A 21437-nucleotide genomic window follows, 5' to 3' on the forward strand; every position below is an offset into this window, starting at 1 on the left:
GCCTCCTACTCAACACATCTAAGAAGAAAGACTTCGCCGCCACACATTATCTTTCAAAGGAAAAAGCAGGAGCCCCAGCCCCTGCTTCTCATCATTATCCATATACGTTAAATCCCAGCCAGCACTTGATACCAAACGCCGCGCTTGGAATACAGCTTCTCCCGTACTTCCTTCCAACCGCCTAAATATTGAATATCGAATAATCCTGCCGGCGTTGCATACCGATCTTTGACTGCCGCATAGACCTCTGGATTCACGGGTCTAAACCCGGCATCCGCGAATGCCTTCTGCGCCTCGTCTTGCACGAGATAATCGATGAAGGCTTCAGCAACTTCCCTCGTTCCGTGCTTATCGACGTTCTTATCGACGACCGCTGCCGGATTCTCAATGCGAATCGTATTCGTCGGCACAACGATATCATACTTCTTCCCTTGCCCAATGCGTGCGAGGAGTTCGTTCTCATACGTCACAATAACATCTCCAACGCCGTATTCGAACGCAGCCATCGATGCGCGTCCGCTCTTATCGAGCGACTCAATGTTCTGATGCACGCGTTCCAGATACTGCTTGGCGAAGGCAGGGTCCTTCGCGCCCTTGGCTTCCGAAGCCTTGAGACCCGCGCCATAGATCGCATTGATATCCCACTGTGCGCCGCCGGATGTCTTCGGATTCGGGTACAGCACCTTAACCCCCGGCTTCATCAGGTCCTCCCAATCCTTAATCCCGAGCGGATTCCCTGGACGTGTACCGAGCACCACGATCGAATCCGTGATCATGCCTTGATTCGCACTCTTCTTCCATTCGTGCGTGATCAATTTAGCCTTCGTTAATTTGTCGATATCGCCTTCCATTGCGAGCAAGGTAACATCGGCCTCGAAGCCGCCGACAATCGCTCTCGCCTGCGTTCCTGAAGCCTCATAAGACTCTTGGAACGTAACGCGCTGGCCCGTCTTCTGGAGCCAATACGCCTGGAACCCCGGCAAAATATTCTGCAGCGCATCTTTCACCACGCTATAAGCGCCAATCACGAGTGTCACCTCTTGACCTTCAGCCGACGATTTCGGTGCGGCCGCAGCGCCGGCCGTCGAAGCCGAAGGCTGTGATGCGCCGCCGCAAGCCGTCGTAAAGGCGCTAAGCAGGCAGATCATTATGAGTAATATCAGCGCAGAGCGCGCACGCTTCGGTTGCATCACATTTCCTCTTTTCTCGGTTGTATTGGAGGCCTCATCTAAATATGAACCGGCATCGGATCAACCTTCATCCGATTCTCCATCATCCAGCTGTCCTGATCATTAAACAGATAAGCACGATGAATCAGCACATGGATCTCATCCCCTGGATGCAGCACTTCCTTCTCCAAAGAACGATACGTAATCAACGTATGCTGACCAACCACCACTTCAACCATCCATTCACTGCCGCGGAAATGAATATGCTTAATACGCCCTCTCTCCGTCGCAGAAGCAATCGGGAACTCCTGCCGACTGCCAATCTCGATATACTCCGGACGAATGAGCGCTTTGGTACTCGGCCAATGCGCCGCATCCTCGAAGCCTTTTAATTCTGAAATGTTGTCGACGATCGACGACTCACCGATAAAGCTCGCAACGAAAGGCGTCTGCGGCGACTTGTATATATCCCAAGGGGTACCCTTCTGCTCGACACGCCCCTGACTAATGATCATAATCTCATCAGCGACCTCAATTGCTTCATCCTGGTCGTGCGTAACAAAGATCGACGTAATGCCTACACGCTCAATCAGGTCGCGCAACCAAGTTCGTAGCTCCTGCCGAATTTTCGCATCAATCGCGGCGAATGGCTCATCTAACAGCAGCAATTGCGGCTCGGGAGCAAGTGCCCGCGCGAACGCCACACGCTGCCGCTGTCCGCCTGACAGCTGATGCGGATAACGATGTTCGAACCCGGACAGCCCCGTCAATTCGACGAGCTCCATTACGCGTGATTTGATCTGCTGCTTCGATTGCTTCTTAATTTTCAGACCGAACGCGATATTATCATAGACCGTCATGTGCTTGAATAATGCATAGTTCTGGAACACGAATCCAATGCCGCGCTCCTGCGGAGGCAGATCATTGACGCGTCGTCCATGGAAGAGGATATCCCCGGAATCCGGGGATTCGAGCCCCGCCAGCATCCGAAGAATCGACGTTTTTCCGCCGCCGCTCGGACCGAGCAGCCCGATCAAATGTCCTTTTTCAATCGAGAAGCTAACATCTTTCACCGCGTGAAATTGACCAAAATGTTTATTTAATCCCGACACTTCAATATGCATCGTTAATGCACTCCCCTTCTTCTTTTGGCCCATTCCATAAACAACAGCAGCAGCACGGAGAACACCGCAAGCACCAATGCCACGCCATTCGCGGACACCACATTGAAATTCTCGACATCTTGATAGACGAGGGTCGTCGCGGTCTGGGTCTTATTCATCACGTTCCCGGATACGACGAGCACCGCACCGAACTCTCCAAGCGACCTTGCAATTGTCAGTACGACCCCGTAGATCACGCCGAACCGAATGAGCGGCCACGTGACTTTCCAGAATGTCGTCCAGCCATATGCGCCAAGCGTCGAAGCCGCCTCTTCCTGCTGCGTACCGACTTCTTGCAGGACTGGCATCACTTCGCGCACCATCAGCGGAAAAGTAACGAATAGCGTAGCCAGCACCATGCCCGGGAACGCATAGACGATTTTGAAGCCGATCGATTCGAAGAACGCCCCAATGGTCGTACTCGGACCAAGGATCAACACAATCATCAATCCCCCGATGACCGGCGATACGGCAAAAGGTAAATCCACGATGCTATTTAAGAACTGTTTCAGCCGAGAGCCCATCCACGTCCCTCGAACTAAATACATCGCGAGCATGACGCCAAAGATCGTATTCAATAACGTCACGACCACGACAATCCAACCGGTCATCATCAGTGCGTGAATGGCCTCTGGTCTGGTAATCGCATGGATAAGTCCATCAAGCCCTTCCTGCCAGGCACCCGTACCAATTTTAATAAGGGGGACAATTAGCAAGACGATGAATACGAGATAGGTTAGCATGATTAACATACGTCTCACTTGGCATGCCTCCTCATCTGCACCCAGTTCACAAGCCATAAAATAAGGAACGATAACGACAATAATAGAATCGATACCGCTGCTGCACCCTGGGGATTATCACTCTCAACCTCGCCAAAAATGTAAACCGAAGCAATGAGCGTCTTGCCCGGAATATTCCCCGCGACAAGCACCACTGCACCAAACTCTGCCAGCGCACGCGAGAATGCGAGCATCGCTCCACTTAACACGCCTGGAAGAATCGATGGCAAAATGACACGACGAAACACATGGAACCTCGAAGCGCCGAGCAAATAAGCTGCTTCTTCTTCGGATTTATCTAGTTCTTCAAGCAGTGGTTGAATGGCACGAATAACGAATGGAAATGTCACGAAGACCATGGCGATCACGATCGCCGGCTCATGGAATACAATCGGCATACCCAATTGCTCTGCCAATGAACCTACCCAGCTATTCGGGCCGAGCAGCAATAGAATCATTAATCCGCCGACAGCGGTTGGTAAAGCGAAGGGGAGATCCACGAGGCTGTTCAAGAAGGTACGACCTATAAATTGATATCGATTCAATACCCATGCAATCATCGTGCCAATGAGTATATTGATCGCCGTTGCAATCAGCGACAGCTTCAAGGTCAATAGGATTGACTTCCAAGCAAGCGGATCGCTTACGCTATCCGTGAACGCGCTCCATCCGAGCGAGAATGACTTGGTGTATACACCGATAATTGGCAAGGCAATGAGTACGATAAAATACAGCATGACTGTACTCCGAAATCCCCAACTCCATCCTTTGTGACGCAAAATGCCATTCATGCCTAGATCCTCCTCGTGCAGCGAAGTTCATATAATTCCTATTTATTTACTTGGTATTATGAACACTCTACCACTTGTTACCGAATAACGTCAATGACTAAATCTCATATCCGTTTATCAGGTTTTCTAATGCATTCTATTCGTTTTCCTTATGATGTGTGAATGCCTATTATGCTATCTCCACGCAAACATGAAAAAACCGACCACCCTTATCGGGTAATCGGCTGCTATGGTTGAATCGCAGGTGATTCAATGATTTTCAATAATGATTGAATGTGGGATAAGGCCGCGGGCTTTACGTCGTCAAATGAGACGCGATCCTGAATATAATACGAAATGAATCCATGTACGGATAAAAATAGCGTTAATGGGAGCGTAAGCTTTAACGTCTCGGGATGTTTAGGTCCCATACTTTGACGAACGATGACAGAGAACAATTCCAGACTGCGAGCTTGCTCCGTTCTGCAATAAGCCAGCATCTCTTCTTCACGCATGAGGAACATAATCTCATAATGATGCGGCTTCTCAAGACCGAACCGGATTAACTCAAGCATGACATGTTCCAGCTTCGCAATGCCTTCTCCTGGCGCATGGGTATAGACACGTTCCATGACACGGATCAACGCATTGAAATCCTCTACGACGAGTGCATAGAACAGTTCAGCTTTTTCTTTAAAATGATAATATAATGACCCATGGCTGTAACCAAGTTGCTGTCCGATGCTACGCATCGAGATCGCACGATACCCTTTGGTTACGAATAAATGCCGAGCGACTTCCAATATGCGTTCCCGGGTGAGCTCCTGCTCAACTGCTCTTCTCGCCATACCCTTTTCTCCTATTCTCCCTCGATGAAATACACCTGTTCTCCAATCGTTATCAATCCTTGACCTTGCGTTAAATCCGTCATCCATGCGATGAAGTCATCCGTATCCTTCGCCTCTGGCAAGCACCGCAAGGCAACCTTATCGGTGAACGCTGTCTCGCCCATTCGCATGCCGCGATTTCGGAGTTCATTCTCAAGCTTCCCCAGCCAAGTGTATTCCACTTCCACGAATACTTCCTGATGCAGCACCTTCGTAATCGACTCCGCTGCTTCGATCGCAGCCACAGCACCGTCTGTATAGGCCCGGACAAGTCCGCCTGCACCTAACATGATTCCGCCGAAGTAACGCGTCACGACGATGGCAACATTTTTCAAACCTTGATTCTTCAAGACTTCCAGAATCGGCTTTCCGGCTGTGCCGCTTGGCTCACCGTCATCCGATTGCTTCTGAATTTCATCACGCTCGCCGATCATATAGGCGGAACAGTTATGTGTGGCATTCCAGTGCAATTTCTTGATCTCATCAATAAAACGAATCGCTTCATCTTCCGTCGCAACAGGTCTGCCGTAACCGATGAACCGTGACTTCTTAATGACGATCTCCTTACTGCCAAACGCCCTAACCGTCTTATATCGATCTAACATGACTGATCATCCTCTGCTAATACTACAAAAAGAGAAACAATTTGTAGACTTATATATTCCAAGAAAGCAGTCCACGCTGCCGTGAACTGCTTCTTGACATGATCCTTATCTGGTTGCTGCCTGGTTCAAGATTATTCGGAAAGTCTCGATTCGAGCTCCGCTTTTTCTTTTTCATATCCTGGCTTACCAAGAAGTGCGAACATGTTCTTCTTATAGGCTTCTACGCCTGGTTGGTCAAATGGATTGACGCCGGACAAGTAGCCGCTGATACCACAAGCAATTTCAAAGAAATACACGAGCGATCCGAATGCGTAAGGTGTCATATCCGGAATCGTCACGATCAAGTTCGGCACATGGCCGTCTGTATGCGCAAGCATCGTACCTTGGAAGGCCTTCTTGTTCACGAAGTCCATTGTCTTGCCTGTTAGGAAGTTCAAGCCGTCCAAATCATCTGGATCGCTCTCGATCGTAATGTGGGATGGCACTTCTTCCACTTGGATGATCGTCTCGAACAGGTTGCGGGATCCTTCTTGAATGAATTGTCCCATCGAGTGAAGATCTGTCGAGAAATCAACGGATGCCGGATAGATGCCTTTGTAGTCTTTTCCTTCGCTCTCGCCGTACAATTGCTTCCACCATTCGGATACGAAGTGAAGTGCCGGCTCATAGTTCACAAGGATTTCGATCGCTTTACCTTTGCGATAGAGCGCGTTACGAACAGCAGCATATTGGTACGCTTGGTTCTCCGCAACATTCGGGTTGTTATATTCTGTTGCTGCATCGGCAGCACCTTGCATCATCTCATCGATGTTGATGCCTGCTACCGCAATTGGAAGTAGACCAACGGCTGTTAATACGGAGTACCGGCCGCCTACATCGTCAGGAATCACGAATGTCTCGTAGCCTTCTTCATTCGAGAGCTTCTTCAACGCGCCTTTCTCACGATCTGTTGTCGCGTAGATGCGTTTGCGAGCGCCTTCCTTGCCATATTTCTTCTCGAGCAATGCGCGGAATACGCGGAATGCAATCGCTGGCTCTGTTGTTGTACCAGATTTCGAGATAACATTCACGGAGAAGTCGCGATCGCCGATCAATTGAATCAGATGATTCACATAGTTCGAGCTGATGTTGTTCCCTGCGAAGTAAATTTCTGGCGTTTTGCGTTCTTCTTTTGGAAGCATGTTATAGAAGGAATGCGACAGCATTTCGATCGCTGCACGTGCGCCAAGGTATGAACCGCCGATCCCGATGACAACTAAGACTTCGGAATCCGATTGAATTTGCTCTGCGGATTTCTTAATGCGTGCGAATTCTTCTTTATCATAATTAAATGGCAAGTCGATCCAACCTAAGAAGTCGGAACCTACGCCGGACTTATTATGAAGCTGTTCATGAGCAAGACGAATCGGTTCTGCGAAATAATCGACTTCATGTTGCCCTACGAATGCTGCTGCTTTGCTGTAATCAAACTGGATTTTTCTACTCATGGTATTTCCTCCTAGCCATTCTTTTTTTCTCTATAAACTTTCGTCCTTTAAACCGTCACATTATCGGTTAGCATTAGGATACTGGATTTCCGCCAATAATACAAGTTCAGACGATGCACTTCTTGCAACTTTTATCCAATGTAGACAAAACTCGTTTCCTCGAAACTTTAACTATACGATTGTGGTAAAATGATCTAAGCGTTTGACTACAATGTGTAAGGACGAGGTGAGCCTGATGAAAAACATCGGTTTTATTGGACTCGGGACCATGGGGGCCCCGATGGTCGCAAATCTACTAAGCAAAGGGTTTGCCGTAACGGTATATAACCGTACAGCATCCAAAACAGAAGAATCACGTGCACTTGGCGCAAAGGTTGCCAATACACCAGCAGAAGCTGCGCAAGCATCGGATGTTCTCATATCCATTATCAGCAACGATCAGGCAACGGAAGAGGTCTATTACGGCGAAAACGGAATTTTCGCAGGCCTTCATTCCAATCTGACAATCATTGATTGCAGTACGTTGTCGCCTGCGCTCGTGAAGCGTCTATCGAAGGATCTCTCCACGCAAGGCGTACGCTTCCTGGATGCACCGGTTACCGGTAGCAAGCCTGGAGCGGTAAACGGAACTCTCCTCTTCATGATTGGCGGAGAAGAATCCGTCATGCAGCAGCATATGGATGTATTCGAAGCGTTAGGCACGAAATTCTTATACATGGGTGAGAACGGCAGCGGTTCAATCGCCAAGCTCGCACATAATACGATTGTCGGTATTAACAACGTAGCGCTCGCCGAAGGCTTCTCGATCGCAGCCAAAGCGAACCTGCCCATGTACAATTTCATGGAACTCATTCAATCCGGTTCCGCCGGCAGTAAAGCCGCTGAACTCAAAGGCCGCAAAATCATTGAACATGACTTCAGCAATCAATTCTCACTTAACCTCATGCTCAAGGATATGAAGTTGTCTTCACAGCTTACCGATGAGATGCAGCTTCCTACACCGATGCTGGAAGCAGCGAAGAGCATGCTTCAGATGGGACAGACTCAAGGCTTCGGTGAAGAAGACCTGAGCGCCGTCGCCAAAGCCTATGAGCAATGGATCGGCAAACGTATCGGCGACTAGATCGATCATGATTTGGAAAAGGGTGGCTCGTCAAAGGTCCTGCGATGGACTGACGAGCCACCCTTTCCATATTCATGAAACATGTCGGTGGTTATTCTGTGATGTAAGAGCAGCAATAGTCCGTAACGGAAGCAATTTGCAGCTTGAATTTCGCGTTCGCCGGAACGGTGAACTCGCCTTCGCCTTGAATATGAATCCATTCATCGCTGCCAGGAAGCTGAACTTTCAGATCCCCAGCGAGAATTTCCATAATCTCAACGCAATCGGTACCGAACTCGTAATCCCCAGGCAGCATAATGCCGAGTGTCTTCTTCGTTCCGTCTGCGAACAATACGGTGCGGCTCGTCACCTTACCGTCGAAATAAATATTTGCTTTTTTGACTGCAGTTACATTCTCGAATTGTTTACTCTCCGCCATGTCTCTCTTCCCTTTCCCAGGAACCAATATTTAATTCGTGACTACCTCTTATAACAATGCTTTTACTTTGTTAACAACATTCTCAACCGTGAAGCCATATTCTTTGATCACGCGGTCGCCAGGAGCGGAAGCACCGAATGTGGAGATGCCAAGGATATCGCCTTGATCGCCAACATATTTCTCCCAACCCATTGGATGTGCCATCTCGATCGCAAGGCGTGCTTTGACGCCAGGCAAGATAACGGAATCCTTGTATTCTTTGGACTGCTTATCGAATAGATCCCAGCTCGGCATGCTGATAACACGTACTTGAATGCCTTCTTCAGCGAGTGCTTTTTGGGCTGCAACAGCCAATTGAACCTCAGAACCTGTTGCGATAAGTTGAGCTTGCGGCGTACCGCTCGCCTCAGATACCACATAAGCACCTTTCTTGATGCCTTCGCGGGACAATTCAGCCGTTGTCTCCAAGATTGGCAAGTTCTGACGTGTTAACACAAGCGCTACTGGGTTCTTACGGTTCTCAACCGCGTATGCCCAAGCTGCCGATGTCTCGTTGCCGTCTGCAGGACGAAGCACCGTCAAGTTCGGAATAATACGAAGCGAAGCCAATTGCTCGATTGGCTCATGCGTAGGACCGTCTTCCCCTACAGCGATGGAGTCATGCGTCAAGACATAGACCACTGGAAGTCCCATCAATGCAGACAGACGAACTGCTGGACGCAGGTAATCGGTAAATACGAAGAATGTACCGCCGTATATACGAACACCGCCGTGCAGCATCATACCGTTGATTGCCGTTGCCATACCGAACTCGCGAACGCCAAAGTAGATATTACGTCCTGCATAGTTCTCTGCATTGTAGACATCGATTCCTTTGAGGTGAGTCATCGTGGAGCTCTCTAAGTCTGCAGAACCACCCATCAAGTTCGGAACGTTCGGTGCAAGACCGTTCAAGGCATTACCGGAAGCAACACGCGTCGACAACGCTTTGTCTGCTGCTGTATATTTCGGAAGGTCGCGATCCCAACCTTCAGGAAGCTCGCCATTCACGGCTTGCTCGAATTGCTTCGCAAGTTCAGGGTAAGCTGCTTTGTATGCTTCAAACTGCTCATTCCATGCTTTGTTAGTCGCGATACCGCGATCTTTCACTTCTTGGAAATGAGCACGTACTTCTTGCGGTACGAAGAATGGCTCTTCGGAAGACCATCCGTAGAATTCTTTTGTTAATTTCGTCTCGTCAGCGCCAAGTGGAGATCCGTGCGTACCGCCATGGCCGCCTTTACCTTGTTTGTTCGGGCTGCCGAAACCGATGACCGTTTTCACTTCGATCAATGTCGGTTTGTTCAGCTCTTGTTGTGCAGCTGCGATTGCTGCTTCTAGCGCCGGAAGATCATTACCGTCTTCTACGCGAAGCACTTGCCAGCCATACGCTTCAAAACGCATTTGAGCGCTCTCGGAGTTCGATAAGCCTAGTTTACCATCAAGGGAAATATCATTGGAATCGTACAGAACGACTAATTTGCCAAGCTTCAAATGGCCTGCAAGGGAAGCTGCTTCATGGGATACGCCTTCCATCAAGTCGCCATCGCCGCAAATCGCGTAAGTGAAGTGGTCAACAACTTTAAAGTTATCTTTGTTATACGTTGCGCCGAGTTGCGTCTCAGCAAGCGCCATACCGACAGCCATCGCAATCCCTTGACCCAGTGGTCCAGTCGTTGCATCCACGCCTGCTGTGTGACCATACTCTGGATGTCCTGGTGTTAAGCTTCCCCATTGACGGAAATTTTTGATTTCTTCGAGAGGAAGATCATAGCCGCTCAAGTGAAGCAAGCTGTACAATAACATGGAACCGTGTCCCGCAGATAGAACGAAACGGTCGCGGTTGATCCACGTTGGGTTCGCTGGGTTATGGTTCATCACTTTCGCGAATAATTCATACCCCATTGGTGCTGCACCCATTGGCATTCCCGGGTGACCTGAATTGGCTTTCTCGATCGCATCGATCGCTAACGTACGAATCGTATCGATGGATAACTGTTCTACAGACTTATTGCTCGCTGTCATGTTGTGACTCCTCCATTCATTACTTTTAATAATATCAAATTGAGTATATTACATTGCTACTATTGTACCACGTATCTCCGATACATTCCAATCCTCATTTTTTGAGCAAGGAAAATCTGCCCATTGGCCCTTAATATCATAACCACTTTTTGAAAAAAATCCCCTCAATATTGAGGGGATTCCATGTGATGTCTTTAGTTGAAAACAACCGTTTTATTCTGATGTACCAAGACGCGGTCTTCAATATGCCAATGTACGGCACGCGCGAGAACGACGCGTTCAATCGTACGCCCGATGCGCTTCAGATCATCCACATCATCGCTGTGGCTTACGCGCTGCACGTCTTGCTCGATAATCGGGCCGCCGTCAAGCTCTTCCGTTACATAGTGAGCCGTTGCGCCGATAATTTTGACGCCGCGCGTATAAGCTTGCGCATAAGGCTTGCCGCCGACAAAGGCAGGCAAGAACGAGTGATGGATATTAATGATTTGGTTCCGATAATGCTCTATAAATTTCGGAGAAATGATCTGCATGTATCTCGCCAGAATGATCACGTCGGCTTTGCCGTCTACGACCTCAATCTGCTTACGCTCCGCCTCCGGCTTATTGTCCTTCGTCACTGGAATGTGGTGGTATGGAATACCGAACTGCTCCACATATTCGCGCATGTCATCATGATTGCTGACAACCATGGCGATATCCGCATCCAAATCTCCCGCTTGCCATTGCCATAGCAATTCCACCAGGCAGTGGTCTTCCTTCGATACAAAGATGGCGAGACGCTTCTTCTTGCTTACTTCGTGGATCCCCCACTTCATCTGGAATTTGCTCGCAATCTCTTCGAAATCTTGCTTCAGCTTCGGCAATACGTTGCTTAGCTGCTGCAGATCAAATTCGATGCGCATGAAGAACATGCCGCCTTCCGGATCCATCGTGTATTGGTCCGATTGTACGATATTGGCACCGTGGTCAAAAAGAAAGCGCGATACCGCTGCTACAATTCCAGCCTGATCCGGGCATGAAATAAGCATTCTTGCTCGATTCTGTTTATCCATCTCTCTACCCTCTGTTTCTATTTATTTAATAAGTTGTTTCCCAGCGAACCATCCCATAATACGTCGATTGATCTCTTCTTCGCTCAGCTCCGGGAACACGCTTGCTTCTGCCACCATATCATAGAGGCGGTCCATCGGTTCGCGAGGATCAGCTTTCTTCGCTTTGGCGTCATTCTTAAGCGTCGTCCACGTCGACAAGACGAACTCACGAGGATCTACCTCTGCTTTGTCATAGAACGCGTGCAGTCGCTCCACGTCCGCCAGATAAGCTTGTCCAAAGCGCTCTCCAATATCACCGCGGAGAAGCGCGATTTCGGCTTCATACATCGGACGTTGTTTTTTGTCGTCTTTCCCGATCCAAGGCGTCTCCAGGATGAACGGTCTGCCAGCCAACGCTTCATGGGAGATGACGCGTTTCATGGCATCATAGCCGATCCAGCCTGCCCCTACCGGAGCATGTCTGTCTTTTCCTGCGCCTGTCGGATTTTTACTATCATTCATATGAACGACGGCGATGCGATCCAGACCAACCACTTGATCGAACTTCGTCAGCACGCCGTCCAGGTCGTTCACGATATCGTAGCCCGCATCGTGAATATGGCATGTATCCATGCAGACCGTCAAGCGGTGATTGTCTTGTACCTTCTCAATGATCGAGGCAATCTCCTCGAAGCTGCGTCCGATTTCTGTCCCTTTGCCTGCCATCGTCTCGAGCGCAATGTTCACGTCGAGCTCTTTCGTTCCGTTCAGTACCAGATTCAAGCCTTCCGCAATGCGGTTAATGCCGTACTCCGGGTCTTTCTCGGTATATGCCCCTGGATGAAGGACGATATTGCGAACGCCGATCGCTTGGGTCCGGCGAATCTCTTCCTGTAAGAAGTTCACCGCCAGCTCGAACGTATCCGGCTTGTACGACCCGAGGTTAATAATATATGGCGCATGCACGACAATCTCATCGATGCCATGCTGCCCCATTACATCTCTACCTTCAGCAATGTAGAGCGAATCGATCGCTTTACGGCGTGTATTCTGCGGTGCGCCTGTATATATCATGAATGTGCTTGAGCCGTAGGAAATCGCTTCTTTTGCAGCCGTGAGCAAGCCTTTGTCTGAAAATGATACGTGTGATCCGATTTTCAACATCATTCATACCCCTTTTCCAAATAATCAACCCTTATTTTACCTTGAATATCGTCATAAAGCTAGAAATACGTTATAATTCTTAATATCCAATATTGCTCTATTTTCGGGCAATGCAATGCATTTACATAACGGTGGGGTGACGATGGTAGTGCAATCTACAATATTTTTCGCTGCAGCAGACAATATGCCAGGCACGGGTTATATGCGTTTTATCGCAATCTGGACGTTTGTGCTGATTTTCTTTATGTCGATCGGCGGATTTTTCATGTTCCGCAAATTCTTCAAGGTGCTCCCGAAGCAAGATGGGAAATCGAAATTGGATTGGCAGAATCACTGGGTGGATGCAAGCCGTCATCTCTGGACAGAAGACTCCAAAACATTTCTCGATCTCCTTGTGTCGCCTGTGCCAAATGCATTCCGCGATATTGCGAAGCATTCCATCGCAGCGAAGATCGGCCAGATCGCTGTGGAGAGCGGTGCGACTGAAGTTACACGCGATCATTGCCTCCAAGGCTATATTGAAGCAACGCCGAAGCGCGACTATCGCAGCTTAATTTCGTTCTTGGACAAACATCAAATTGACTATCAACCTTATAAACATCTATTGAATAAATAAATGATTGGGCGGGGGAGAGGAAAACGATGAAGATCGCGATATGTGGAGGAACGGGATTCATTGGAACGGCCCTGACAACCTATTGGCTGAATCGGAAGGATGAAGTCATTATTATAACGCGAAGAGTTCCTGAAGGGGCCAAGGCTAACCCACGTGTTCGATACGTGACATGGACGCAGTTAGATACAGAGCCTCAGCTCATCTCTGGGACGGACGCCATCGTGAATCTGACCGGCGAATCGATCAATCAGCGCTGGACGGCGAGTGCAAAGGACCGTATACTCCAATCTCGATTGCAGGCTGCTGCGCGCGTCGCCTCACTAGTTCAGTCACTCGATCCGAAACCCTCGGTCGTTGTGAATGCATCGGGCATTTCGATTCATGGTACATCTGAGGTGGAGGTCTTCGACGAGACGAGTCCCCACCGTATCACCGACTTCCTTGCCGACGTCGTGGAACGATGGGAACAAGCCGCGGATGCGATTCCTGTGGATCGTCTCGTGAAGCTGCGTGTGGGTTTGGTGCTGGGGAATCATGGCGGAGCCTATCCGCTCATGAAGCTGCCTTACTTGCTCGGCGCAGGTGGCCGCGTAGGCAGCGGGAGGCAATGGTTCTCGTGGATTCACCTCGAGGATATGGTACGATTAATCGACTTCTGCATCCGACATGAGACGATTACCGGACCTGTCAATGCAACCGCGCCAAGACCCGTTCGAAATGATGAATTTGGGCGTACGCTCGGCAAGATTTATCATCGGCCACACTGGTTCCCTGTCCCTTCCGTCCTCTTCAAGACATTGTTCGGCGAACTCTCCATTCTCTTACTCGAGGGGCAGCAAGTGTTGCCAAATGCAGCGTTACAGCAAGGGTTTGAATTTCGATATCCGACGCTTGAGACAGCACTCACTGCATTGAAGAACGATAAATCCTATTAAGTTATGCGAAATACATATTCCGACTCCGCAATCTTAAAACAATCCCCATCCTTTAATGGATAAGGCGTATACGGCACCATCGGCTCCTCAAGCAGCCGGGTGCCGTTTTTGGATCCAAGATCTTTCAGTTGATACCCTTCCTCTGTCCGAATAATCTCAACATGAGAACGAGAAACGCCAGCTGAGGAATCCTGATAATGCGCAACATCCCCGCTTCGACCAATGATAAAATGATTCTGATTCACGAGGATACGTTCATTCTCGCCATGCCCTGACAGCCGTCGTTCCAGGACAGGTTGCTTCACCGTCGTTGGCGCAGCCAGGACTTCGGTCTGTCCGTCATGCAGCATTACGGTTGCTTCATATTGCGAGCTATGGTTCACAGCTGCAGCTGGAAATCCTCTTCTTGACTTGAGGCTCTGCTCATCCTGTATCGGTCCTTCCATCAGCGCTCTCGCTTCCTGCCCTGCTGCCCGCAGCCCACTGGTCAATCGATCCGCTGTAAAAGCAGGTGCTTGGAACAACAGGCCCGACGCGTCATCGTCCTGTCCGTTCCAACGCCACGAATTCGCATTCAACGTACGGCTATCCGCCATCCCTGCTTCTACGGCAAGCGGTGTCTGCCTCTTGAACAGCCACGAAGGACGATACCCCCGCCAAGCTAGAAAAGCAGCATCCCCCAGCAGAACCGTAAGCCCTACGGTAATATAAAACATGCCTTGGATAGAAGCATACGCCTCATAAAGAAATTTCCATAACAGGACAATGACCAACAATATGCCGCCGATCATATAAACCGTATGTTTCGATGCAGCTGGCATGGGTGAAATGACCTCATCCTCTGCTTCTAATTGCTCTCGGGCACGATCTGCTGTTGGGTAATGCGGCTCCATCCGATTGTTCATTCCCTTGTTCAATGTCTGTGCTGCATTAGCTGTAGATTGAACCGACTCGCGTACTGGTGGAAATTCGTTCGACGCCAAAGCAGGCTGACGATCGACACGTATGGCGTGATCTTGTCGCTTCGTCGTCGGCACGCCTTCCTCATTCGTCAGAAGCTGAAGAAGCAGCGACTTCAATCCTTGGAGACTGAAATGGTCTTCATGGCAATAATGAATCAGCTGCTGAATGCCTTTGCCCGTGAGCTCCGTTACGGAGGCCATAAACAACGTCAACATATTGCCTAATCGATGCGGCAGCGATTCTGCCTGAATGGATTCCTGCGTCGGTACATAACACAACCACAACGAGCCCATATCCAAGGACCCTTCCACGAACATATAATCGGCGTGAAGAATATATTGTTCTGGTCGCAGCATATATCGCCGACTATCGTCCAGAATCGTTACAAGCTGCATGAGAAGCGTATAGTACGTCGTAAGAGACAACTTCTCACTACGAAGACATTGCGACAGCATTCTTTTGCCGGAGATGTTGTAACGAAGCTGAATCTGAAGATCCAGCTCATGCATATGCAATGGAATGAACTGCGGAATCGCCTGAGATTGAATCATTTTCACTTCGAGGCGCGCCATGTGACCAGCCTTTAACCCCTCTGCTCTCTCTAGAATCATCCACGTCGAGCCATCTTGAATAAATCGAACCCCAAAGTCTATCATCCACATCCTCCTCTCCTATCAGGGCATATATAGAAATGCAGTTACCGCGCCAGGCAGCACAGCATACATAAATGGAAACTTCAGCATCTTCCCCTCTTCAAACGATATCCACGTTTTGCGTCGAACTAACATGATAATCAATGCAATCGCCCCAGCATATAACACCGAATACATGAGAGACTGAAGCGTAAATTGCAGACCCGTTACTGCGCCAAGTGCAGCGAATAACTTTACGTCTCCGGCCCCAACCGCTCTGAACAAATAGAGCACGAATAGAATGGCAAAGCCGGCCCCTGCACCATATATTGCATATAAAAATCCAGTCCAGCTATCCGTCGCGACATGCAGACCCACCCCAAGAATGGCTATCGGTACCGTCAATCGATTCGGGATTTTCGAACGCGTCACATCTGTATAAAAAGCAATACATAAATAAATTGCGCATAATACTTCTACGATGATCGTCAACCTTTGTCCTCCTTCATCGATTCTTGGACCCCAACCTGCATCTCTGTTTTCTGACCATCTTCCGTCTCGATGACAATCTGCACCGTACTTCCCTTGGTCGTATTGCCGGATACGCGCCATGTCCACGCCACGTTGCCCTCCGCATCGGCGGTCTTCTCGCCCAAATATTTCGCCGTACTCTTCCCGCTCTTATAATAGACGACCACTTGCACCTTCTGATTTGGCTGTACTTTCACTCGTACCGTCGCGTTCGACCCGGGCTTCATCGGATTCGGTTCCATCCCGACGATTTGCGGCTGACCCGTTGCCCCCTCTGAACCCGTCCCTGCACCTGCGCCGGATGTATCACCGATCCATGCCCGTTCAGCCGCTCTAGTTCGTATAACCAGTTCCGTATTCAGAAACGGAATCCGCATCGGCATCGTGTACGAGAGCTCTAAGGCAACGAAGACATTCGACTTCGTCTTCAAGTTCGGAAAAGCAAACCGTGTTACATGGATTCGATCTTCACGCAGCGTGGCCTCTTGAAGGTATGGCTTGAGCAGCGGCTTCACGAGCGTATCCCCTGCGGCTTGATAAATCGCATCTTCTGTACGGCGATACAGCTCGGTATTCTTCACCCAGTCGCCAATCGGTGGTGGCAGAATCCGGTCATACGTCTGCGCAACCTCTTCCATCGTCAGTGATCCTCTATTACCTGTCTCGGTCCCTGAATCTGCGGCCACGCGATCCATGACAATAGAAACTGGATACAGATGGGCAGCCAGCTGTTTAGCCGTATTCGAGACGGTTAATTGCAGTGCCATCAAGGTATATACCATCTGGATCATATAAATTAGAAAAATAACAAAGAACAAAAAGATCGGCAGAACCATGGCAGCCTCAACCGTCATGCTCCCATGCTCTTGGTGCCGCATCTTCTTATAGAGTTGCTGTAGCATGCTTCGCCTCCTTGGGAACAGCCATGGAAAGTTCTTAATAAGTAAAAGCAGCTGATTTGGTTACATAGTAACGGCTCCCCTCCACTTCGCCTTGCGAGATCACCTGCGTAAGCCGCAGTGTCTTCATGACGCCAGGTAAGAACCAGAGCCGAATGGACGCCCTGACATCTCCAGCAACTGTCGTCGCACGTTGATTCGGATTAATGTTCGTATTGAATTGGATGACGGCGAGCATACGGGACATCATCGAAGTGTTGCGGCTATGCAGCATGAGGAACATTCGAAGATAGTCTTTGTACGTCAGACGCACCGGTACATATTTGGACAGCTCGATATCACCCTTGTTCACCAATTCGAGCATATCCTGAACGGCATGTTCAACCCCATAGAGAATCGCAGCAGCTAAAATTAAGAGTGGATTCCCAAGCTTACTGCATTCCACCAGCCCTTCCATCGTTCGAATCGCAAGTCGAACACTGAAAATCTCACCATAAGATGCCGCTAGATTACTGCCAGGGTGATGAAAACCATAAAGAATATATTCGAGTTCTTGGCTCGGCACTTGCATGGCTCCAACCAATTGATCGCTCATATTATTTGAGGTAAATAGCTCCTTCAGCTTCTCTGGCTCAAATCTCGTAAAGCGATTAACCGCATATTCATTCCGATAGAATTCATCTCGCAAGCCGATCAGCATCCCGGCCATCCCGCCATATAAATCGTCCATCATCGACATGGATTCCTTACTCGCGTCTTCAGGCTGTTCGTTCAGGCTAGATTGACTTGATTCTTGTTCTGCTGCTCTTGCATTGAAGTTCAAATTATCATTGTAATATTGCTGCAGCTGATTGAATTGCTCCTGACCTTTTCGCGCGCCCGCTCCTACTTCCTTTAACTTCTTCAACAACCCTGCAACTTCACCGAGCTTCGCTTTGGATTTGGCCTCTGTCTTCTTTCGCTCGGCATCCGAGCTGCGATAGGCTAGAATAGCCGCTTCACGAGCTTGCAGTACATTTACACCACCGTGCCTTACATAAGCATTCAAATAATCATTAATCGCGTGGCTAAGTCGGATCACGGCTTGCTTCAAAGGATAGGCGCTTCCGCTCGTACTTGGCACAGCCGATGATACGGCTGAATCAAAATCACGACTGACGCGTTCAAATCGCTCGAAAGCCTGCATCTGTCCTTGAACTTCCCGCTCAAATTGTTGAATGAATTCATCTGGGAGTACCAATTGATCCACTTGATTCCGAATATCCTGAATGGTCGACGATGTGTCGCTTGGGAGCGCTGGAAGACCACCATTGGGTGTGCTGCCTGTTCCTACCTGATCGTAAGCTTCTTTGTTCTGCGCCCTTGCTTCGGCGATCGTCCGCTTCATCTGCTCATTGACCGCTCTGATCTCGGCGAATTTCGGCAGCACGGCTTGCAACTTCTCTCCGTGCTCCCGCCGCACACGTTCTACAAGATCTCTAAACTCTCGCAGGAATGAGCGCACATCCGATTCATACCCCCATGTCTCATCCGAATAGGACGGTGATTCATCCTCATCCCGTATCGAGTCCGCATACTTCATCCGTATATAATCTTCATATTGTGCTGCAATATCGACTGCACGGCTAACCGTTCCTACCATCGTATCGGAGATGCTATAATGACCATTCGCACCTACATAGCGGACATCAAAATTGGCACGGGAAACTCGATCGCTAACTTGCTGCTGCGTCCTAAGAACCTCATCTATCAGCTTTTCCCTTGCCTCATATTGCTTCTGGAGTGATACAAGTAACTCTGTAGTTCGCGATGCTTCCTTCATCTGCAGCGACATCGGCTTCAACCGATTGATAATCTCAAGTGTAAAATCAATCGGTGCTTTATATTTCATATCCTCCTGAATCTGACGCTCGAACACAGGATAACGCCCCAGCTGATTACTCCCCTCGATACTCTGCGTATCAGGTGTGGCATCTAGTATTTGGACAGCCACGCCTTTGAGGGATTTCATGCCGGTTGCTTGTTTCACTGCGTCAGCCAACAAGGCATTCGAATCCGCTCCACCTTGGGCGAACAACCCATATTTTTCTTGCAAAATAGGTTCATAACTCGACATTACCGAACGCATACCGGATTTCGCCAGCTGCTCCGTCTGAAATTGAAAAGCAGCGATCCGGGCATAATCAATAAATACCGCAATAAACAAAAATATAAAGGCCACAATCATAATTAGAAATACTGTAACAGCGCCATGCTGCTGATCCCTGAACCCCCGAAAGGGGAGATAAATGCTTGAGGCGCCACTGTTCTTCTTTCGCTGTTTACGCAACTTCTCTCCCCCATGAATACGAATCATACCCCAGTTACTTCCTGCCTTTACTCCGCTGCTGCTCAAGCACTTGCCTCGCTTGATCTTGGGTGACTGGCGATCCTCCTCCACCGCCCGCGTTCTTGAACTTCGCACCGTAGTATCGAACCAACTCTACGGTCCGAATAAATTCGACGGGGTCCACAACAGAACTACGAACCTGTGTCTGCAAGGAGGCCTTCCCGCCTACCAACCACTCCAGCGGCCTAAATCGCAGCGGATTCAATACCTCCACCGTCACCGAACGTTTCCAACCTTGGTTCTGATACAGCATAGTCCCTTGAACGGCCTCAGGAACGACAGCAGATGCATTCGCCATCTTGCGGATCGGCAAACTGCTTCCTTCGTCACCAGGTCGATGAAGTGCGTAGGACGTTCCTAGTGCCTGCCCCGTTAAACCGAATAGAACATCCAAGGTCTGGTCGTCCGTCAACCGCCAATACAAGCCGTCGAACTGGCCATATGGGAAGGCGCCTGTCGAAGCTTCCTTCGAGGAATTATCCCAGTTATATACCGTTCGTTCCGCAGCCACCGATCCGATATAGACAAGAAAGACTTTCTGATAGGTATAGAGACAGAAGAAGAGCAGTCCCACAATGATCATGAAAATAAACGGGAACAACATCGATGCCTCGACGGTGAAGCTGCCTTCCTCTTGACTAAACTTGTTAAATTGCCGTCTGAAGTTACGCATCCTTAGCTTATCTGCTGAACAATTTATCCGATTCTTTTGTTGCATTCCCCATCAATGTCTTAATGAAAGTCATGATTTGATCCCTGAACAGGATAACGATGACCACCAATACAGCAATAATAAAAATAATTTCTACTGTTCCGAGCCCTTCTTCTTCTTTCCAGATCGCCTTAAGCGATTTCCCTAGATTAAACATCATCCAACACTCCTCATCTTTGTTAATCCCTTCGCCTTATGCATTCATCATCATGAAGACTGGCGTACACACCAATACCAACAACAAAAAAAACACAACGACCATGGGAAACACCAGCTTCGAGGAAGCCTCCTCCCCGCGAACGCGGCTCACGGCTTTCCGTTTCTCCCATAGAATGCGCGACAAATCGCGCAATGCAACGACGAACTCACCTCCTCCTCTTCGATAATTGAGCATGATGGTCGTCGTGAAGATCGATACTTCCTGCACCGCGCATCGTTTGCTAAATTGCTCGAAGGACTGCTGAAAGGAATAGCCCCCGCTCCATTCATGAATCATTTGAATCAGCTCTTTGTATAGCGGATGCGTCACTTGCGATCTTTTTCGATCGACACAGAGCGTAAGTGCTCGCTGTACGGTCTCCCCCGCATCCACGAGCAAGATCATTTGATTCAAAAACTCAGGCAGCTCTAGCAAAATTTCCTGTTCCCGATTCTTCACACGCTTGTCCAGTTCTTTCAACTGAGCCAGCGGCAGCAGAACTGCGAGTACCAGTCCCGCACCAAATCCAGCCGCACCGCCATCCGTCATCATCGGCAGCAGACAAGCAAACAGAAGCATAATGAGCGCATAGTTCAGCAATTCCGCCATGAACAATGCACTATACACGGCTGATACCTGGCTCCCGTATAACACCTGCATCGCACGTTGAATGCGATAGAAGATCGCTGGTACACGTTCAATCCAACGAATCCTTTCCAGTAGATACAGCATTGGCGGTGCAATTCGCAGCAACTTCAGATTCGGAACCGCCTCCGGAATTCGTTCCTTGAATCTCCCCCCTGCTCGCAGCCCGCACATTCCCCACCCGATCAACAGCAGCACAGCAAGGATCCCCCATCCTAGGGTCGGCATGGGATTACACCTCCTTTCCAAG

The 21437-nt window shown here is 49.2% G+C and carries 21 protein-coding genes; 3 read left to right on the forward strand and 18 right to left on the reverse strand.

What is annotated here, in order from left to right:
• Positions 1–107 precede the first annotated feature (107 nt).
• From GCU39_RS18950 to GCU39_RS18980, 7 genes are all read right to left on the reverse strand, one after another.
• On the reverse strand, positions 108–1190 hold the full coding sequence (locus GCU39_RS18950; RefSeq protein WP_152394951.1) for a sulfate ABC transporter substrate-binding protein: 1083 nt from the start codon (positions 1188–1190) through the stop codon (positions 108–110).
• Between the two features lie 38 nt (positions 1191–1228).
• Entirely contained in the window at positions 1229–2293 is a 1065-nt protein-coding gene (locus GCU39_RS18955) for a sulfate/molybdate ABC transporter ATP-binding protein (RefSeq protein WP_152394952.1), read from the reverse strand.
• A gap of 2 nt (positions 2294–2295) precedes the next feature.
• Entirely contained in the window at positions 2296–3093 is a 798-nt protein-coding gene (locus GCU39_RS18960; protein ID WP_152394953.1) for a sulfate ABC transporter permease subunit, read from the reverse strand.
• Positions 3090–3905, reverse strand: a complete 816-nt coding sequence (cysT, locus tag GCU39_RS18965) for a sulfate ABC transporter permease subunit CysT (protein WP_152394954.1) — start codon at positions 3903–3905, stop codon at positions 3090–3092. Before cysT ends, GCU39_RS18960 begins: the two co-directional genes overlap by 4 nt.
• Positions 3906–4132: 227 nt before the next feature.
• The gene (locus tag GCU39_RS18970) at positions 4133–4732 is read right to left on the reverse strand and encodes a TetR/AcrR family transcriptional regulator (protein ID WP_152394955.1); all 600 of its coding nucleotides are present in this window, start codon (positions 4730–4732) and stop codon (positions 4133–4135) included.
• 11 nt (positions 4733–4743) lie between these two features.
• The gene (locus GCU39_RS18975) at positions 4744–5376 is read right to left on the reverse strand and encodes a YigZ family protein (RefSeq protein WP_152394956.1); all 633 of its coding nucleotides are present in this window, start codon (positions 5374–5376) and stop codon (positions 4744–4746) included.
• A 131-nt stretch (positions 5377–5507) separates the two neighbouring features.
• Positions 5508–6863, reverse strand: a complete 1356-nt coding sequence (locus GCU39_RS18980) for a glucose-6-phosphate isomerase (protein WP_152394957.1) — start codon at positions 6861–6863, stop codon at positions 5508–5510.
• Between the two features lie 235 nt (positions 6864–7098).
• Here GCU39_RS18980 and GCU39_RS18985 point away from each other — a divergent pair, with 235 nt between their 5' ends.
• Positions 7099–7986 (forward strand): NAD(P)-dependent oxidoreductase, encoded by an 888-nt coding sequence (locus GCU39_RS18985; RefSeq protein ID WP_152394958.1) that lies wholly within the window; start codon positions 7099–7101, stop codon positions 7984–7986.
• A 91-nt stretch (positions 7987–8077) separates the two neighbouring features.
• On the opposite strand, the gene ppnP is transcribed toward GCU39_RS18985, so the two are convergent.
• From ppnP to GCU39_RS19005, 4 genes are all read right to left on the reverse strand, one after another.
• A complete protein-coding gene (gene ppnP, locus GCU39_RS18990) occupies positions 8078–8404 on the reverse strand; it encodes a pyrimidine/purine nucleoside phosphorylase (protein ID WP_152394959.1) in 327 nt (108 codons plus the stop codon).
• A 48-nt stretch (positions 8405–8452) separates the two neighbouring features.
• On the reverse strand, positions 8453–10468 hold the full coding sequence (gene tkt / locus GCU39_RS18995; protein ID WP_152394960.1) for a transketolase: 2016 nt from the start codon (positions 10466–10468) through the stop codon (positions 8453–8455).
• 194 nt (positions 10469–10662) lie between these two features.
• Complete coding sequence (purU, locus tag GCU39_RS19000; RefSeq protein ID WP_152394961.1) at positions 10663–11523, reverse strand: formyltetrahydrofolate deformylase; 861 nt, start codon at positions 11521–11523, stop codon at positions 10663–10665.
• Positions 11524–11544: 21 nt separating this feature from the next.
• Positions 11545–12666, reverse strand: a complete 1122-nt coding sequence (locus tag GCU39_RS19005; RefSeq protein ID WP_152397326.1) for a deoxyribonuclease IV — start codon at positions 12664–12666, stop codon at positions 11545–11547.
• A 142-nt stretch (positions 12667–12808) separates the two neighbouring features.
• Here GCU39_RS19005 and GCU39_RS19010 point away from each other — a divergent pair, with 142 nt between their 5' ends.
• Complete coding sequence (locus GCU39_RS19010; protein ID WP_152394962.1) at positions 12809–13282, forward strand: DUF2621 family protein; 474 nt, start codon at positions 12809–12811, stop codon at positions 13280–13282.
• Between the two features lie 26 nt (positions 13283–13308).
• Positions 13309–14217, forward strand: a complete 909-nt coding sequence (locus GCU39_RS19015) for a TIGR01777 family oxidoreductase (RefSeq protein WP_152394963.1) — start codon at positions 13309–13311, stop codon at positions 14215–14217.
• Here GCU39_RS19015 and GCU39_RS19020 read toward each other — a convergent pair.
• From GCU39_RS19020 to GCU39_RS19050, 7 genes are read right to left on the reverse strand one after another with little or no spacing between them, the layout of a single operon-like run.
• Positions 14214–15836, reverse strand: a complete 1623-nt coding sequence (locus tag GCU39_RS19020) for a DUF6382 and FHA domain-containing protein (RefSeq protein ID WP_193726546.1) — start codon at positions 15834–15836, stop codon at positions 14214–14216. The genes GCU39_RS19015 and GCU39_RS19020 overlap by 4 nt on opposite strands.
• A gap of 18 nt (positions 15837–15854) precedes the next feature.
• On the reverse strand, positions 15855–16304 hold the full coding sequence (locus GCU39_RS19025) for an A24 family peptidase (protein ID WP_227793268.1): 450 nt from the start codon (positions 16302–16304) through the stop codon (positions 15855–15857).
• Positions 16301–17245: a TadE/TadG family type IV pilus assembly protein gene (locus tag GCU39_RS32050; protein WP_152394965.1), complete on the reverse strand. Its 945-nt coding sequence runs from the start codon at positions 17243–17245 to the stop codon at positions 16301–16303. Before GCU39_RS32050 ends, GCU39_RS19025 begins: the two co-directional genes overlap by 4 nt.
• A gap of 34 nt (positions 17246–17279) precedes the next feature.
• Positions 17280–19598, reverse strand: a complete 2319-nt coding sequence (locus GCU39_RS19035) for a hypothetical protein (protein WP_152394966.1) — start codon at positions 19596–19598, stop codon at positions 17280–17282.
• A 7-nt stretch (positions 19599–19605) separates the two neighbouring features.
• Positions 19606–20304, reverse strand: coding sequence for a pilus assembly protein (locus GCU39_RS19040; protein WP_152394967.1), 699 nt, complete (start codon positions 20302–20304; stop codon positions 19606–19608).
• Between the two features lie 7 nt (positions 20305–20311).
• The gene (locus tag GCU39_RS19045) at positions 20312–20503 is read right to left on the reverse strand and encodes a Flp1 family type IVb pilin (protein WP_321575588.1); all 192 of its coding nucleotides are present in this window, start codon (positions 20501–20503) and stop codon (positions 20312–20314) included.
• Between the two features lie 33 nt (positions 20504–20536).
• Positions 20537–21415, reverse strand: a complete 879-nt coding sequence (locus tag GCU39_RS19050; protein WP_152394968.1) for a type II secretion system F family protein — start codon at positions 21413–21415, stop codon at positions 20537–20539.
• Between the last annotated feature and the right edge of the window lie 22 nt (positions 21416–21437).

This window comes from Paenibacillus guangzhouensis (assembly GCF_009363075.1).
Classification (GTDB): Bacteria; Bacillota; Bacilli; order Paenibacillales; family Paenibacillaceae; genus Paenibacillus_K; species Paenibacillus_K guangzhouensis.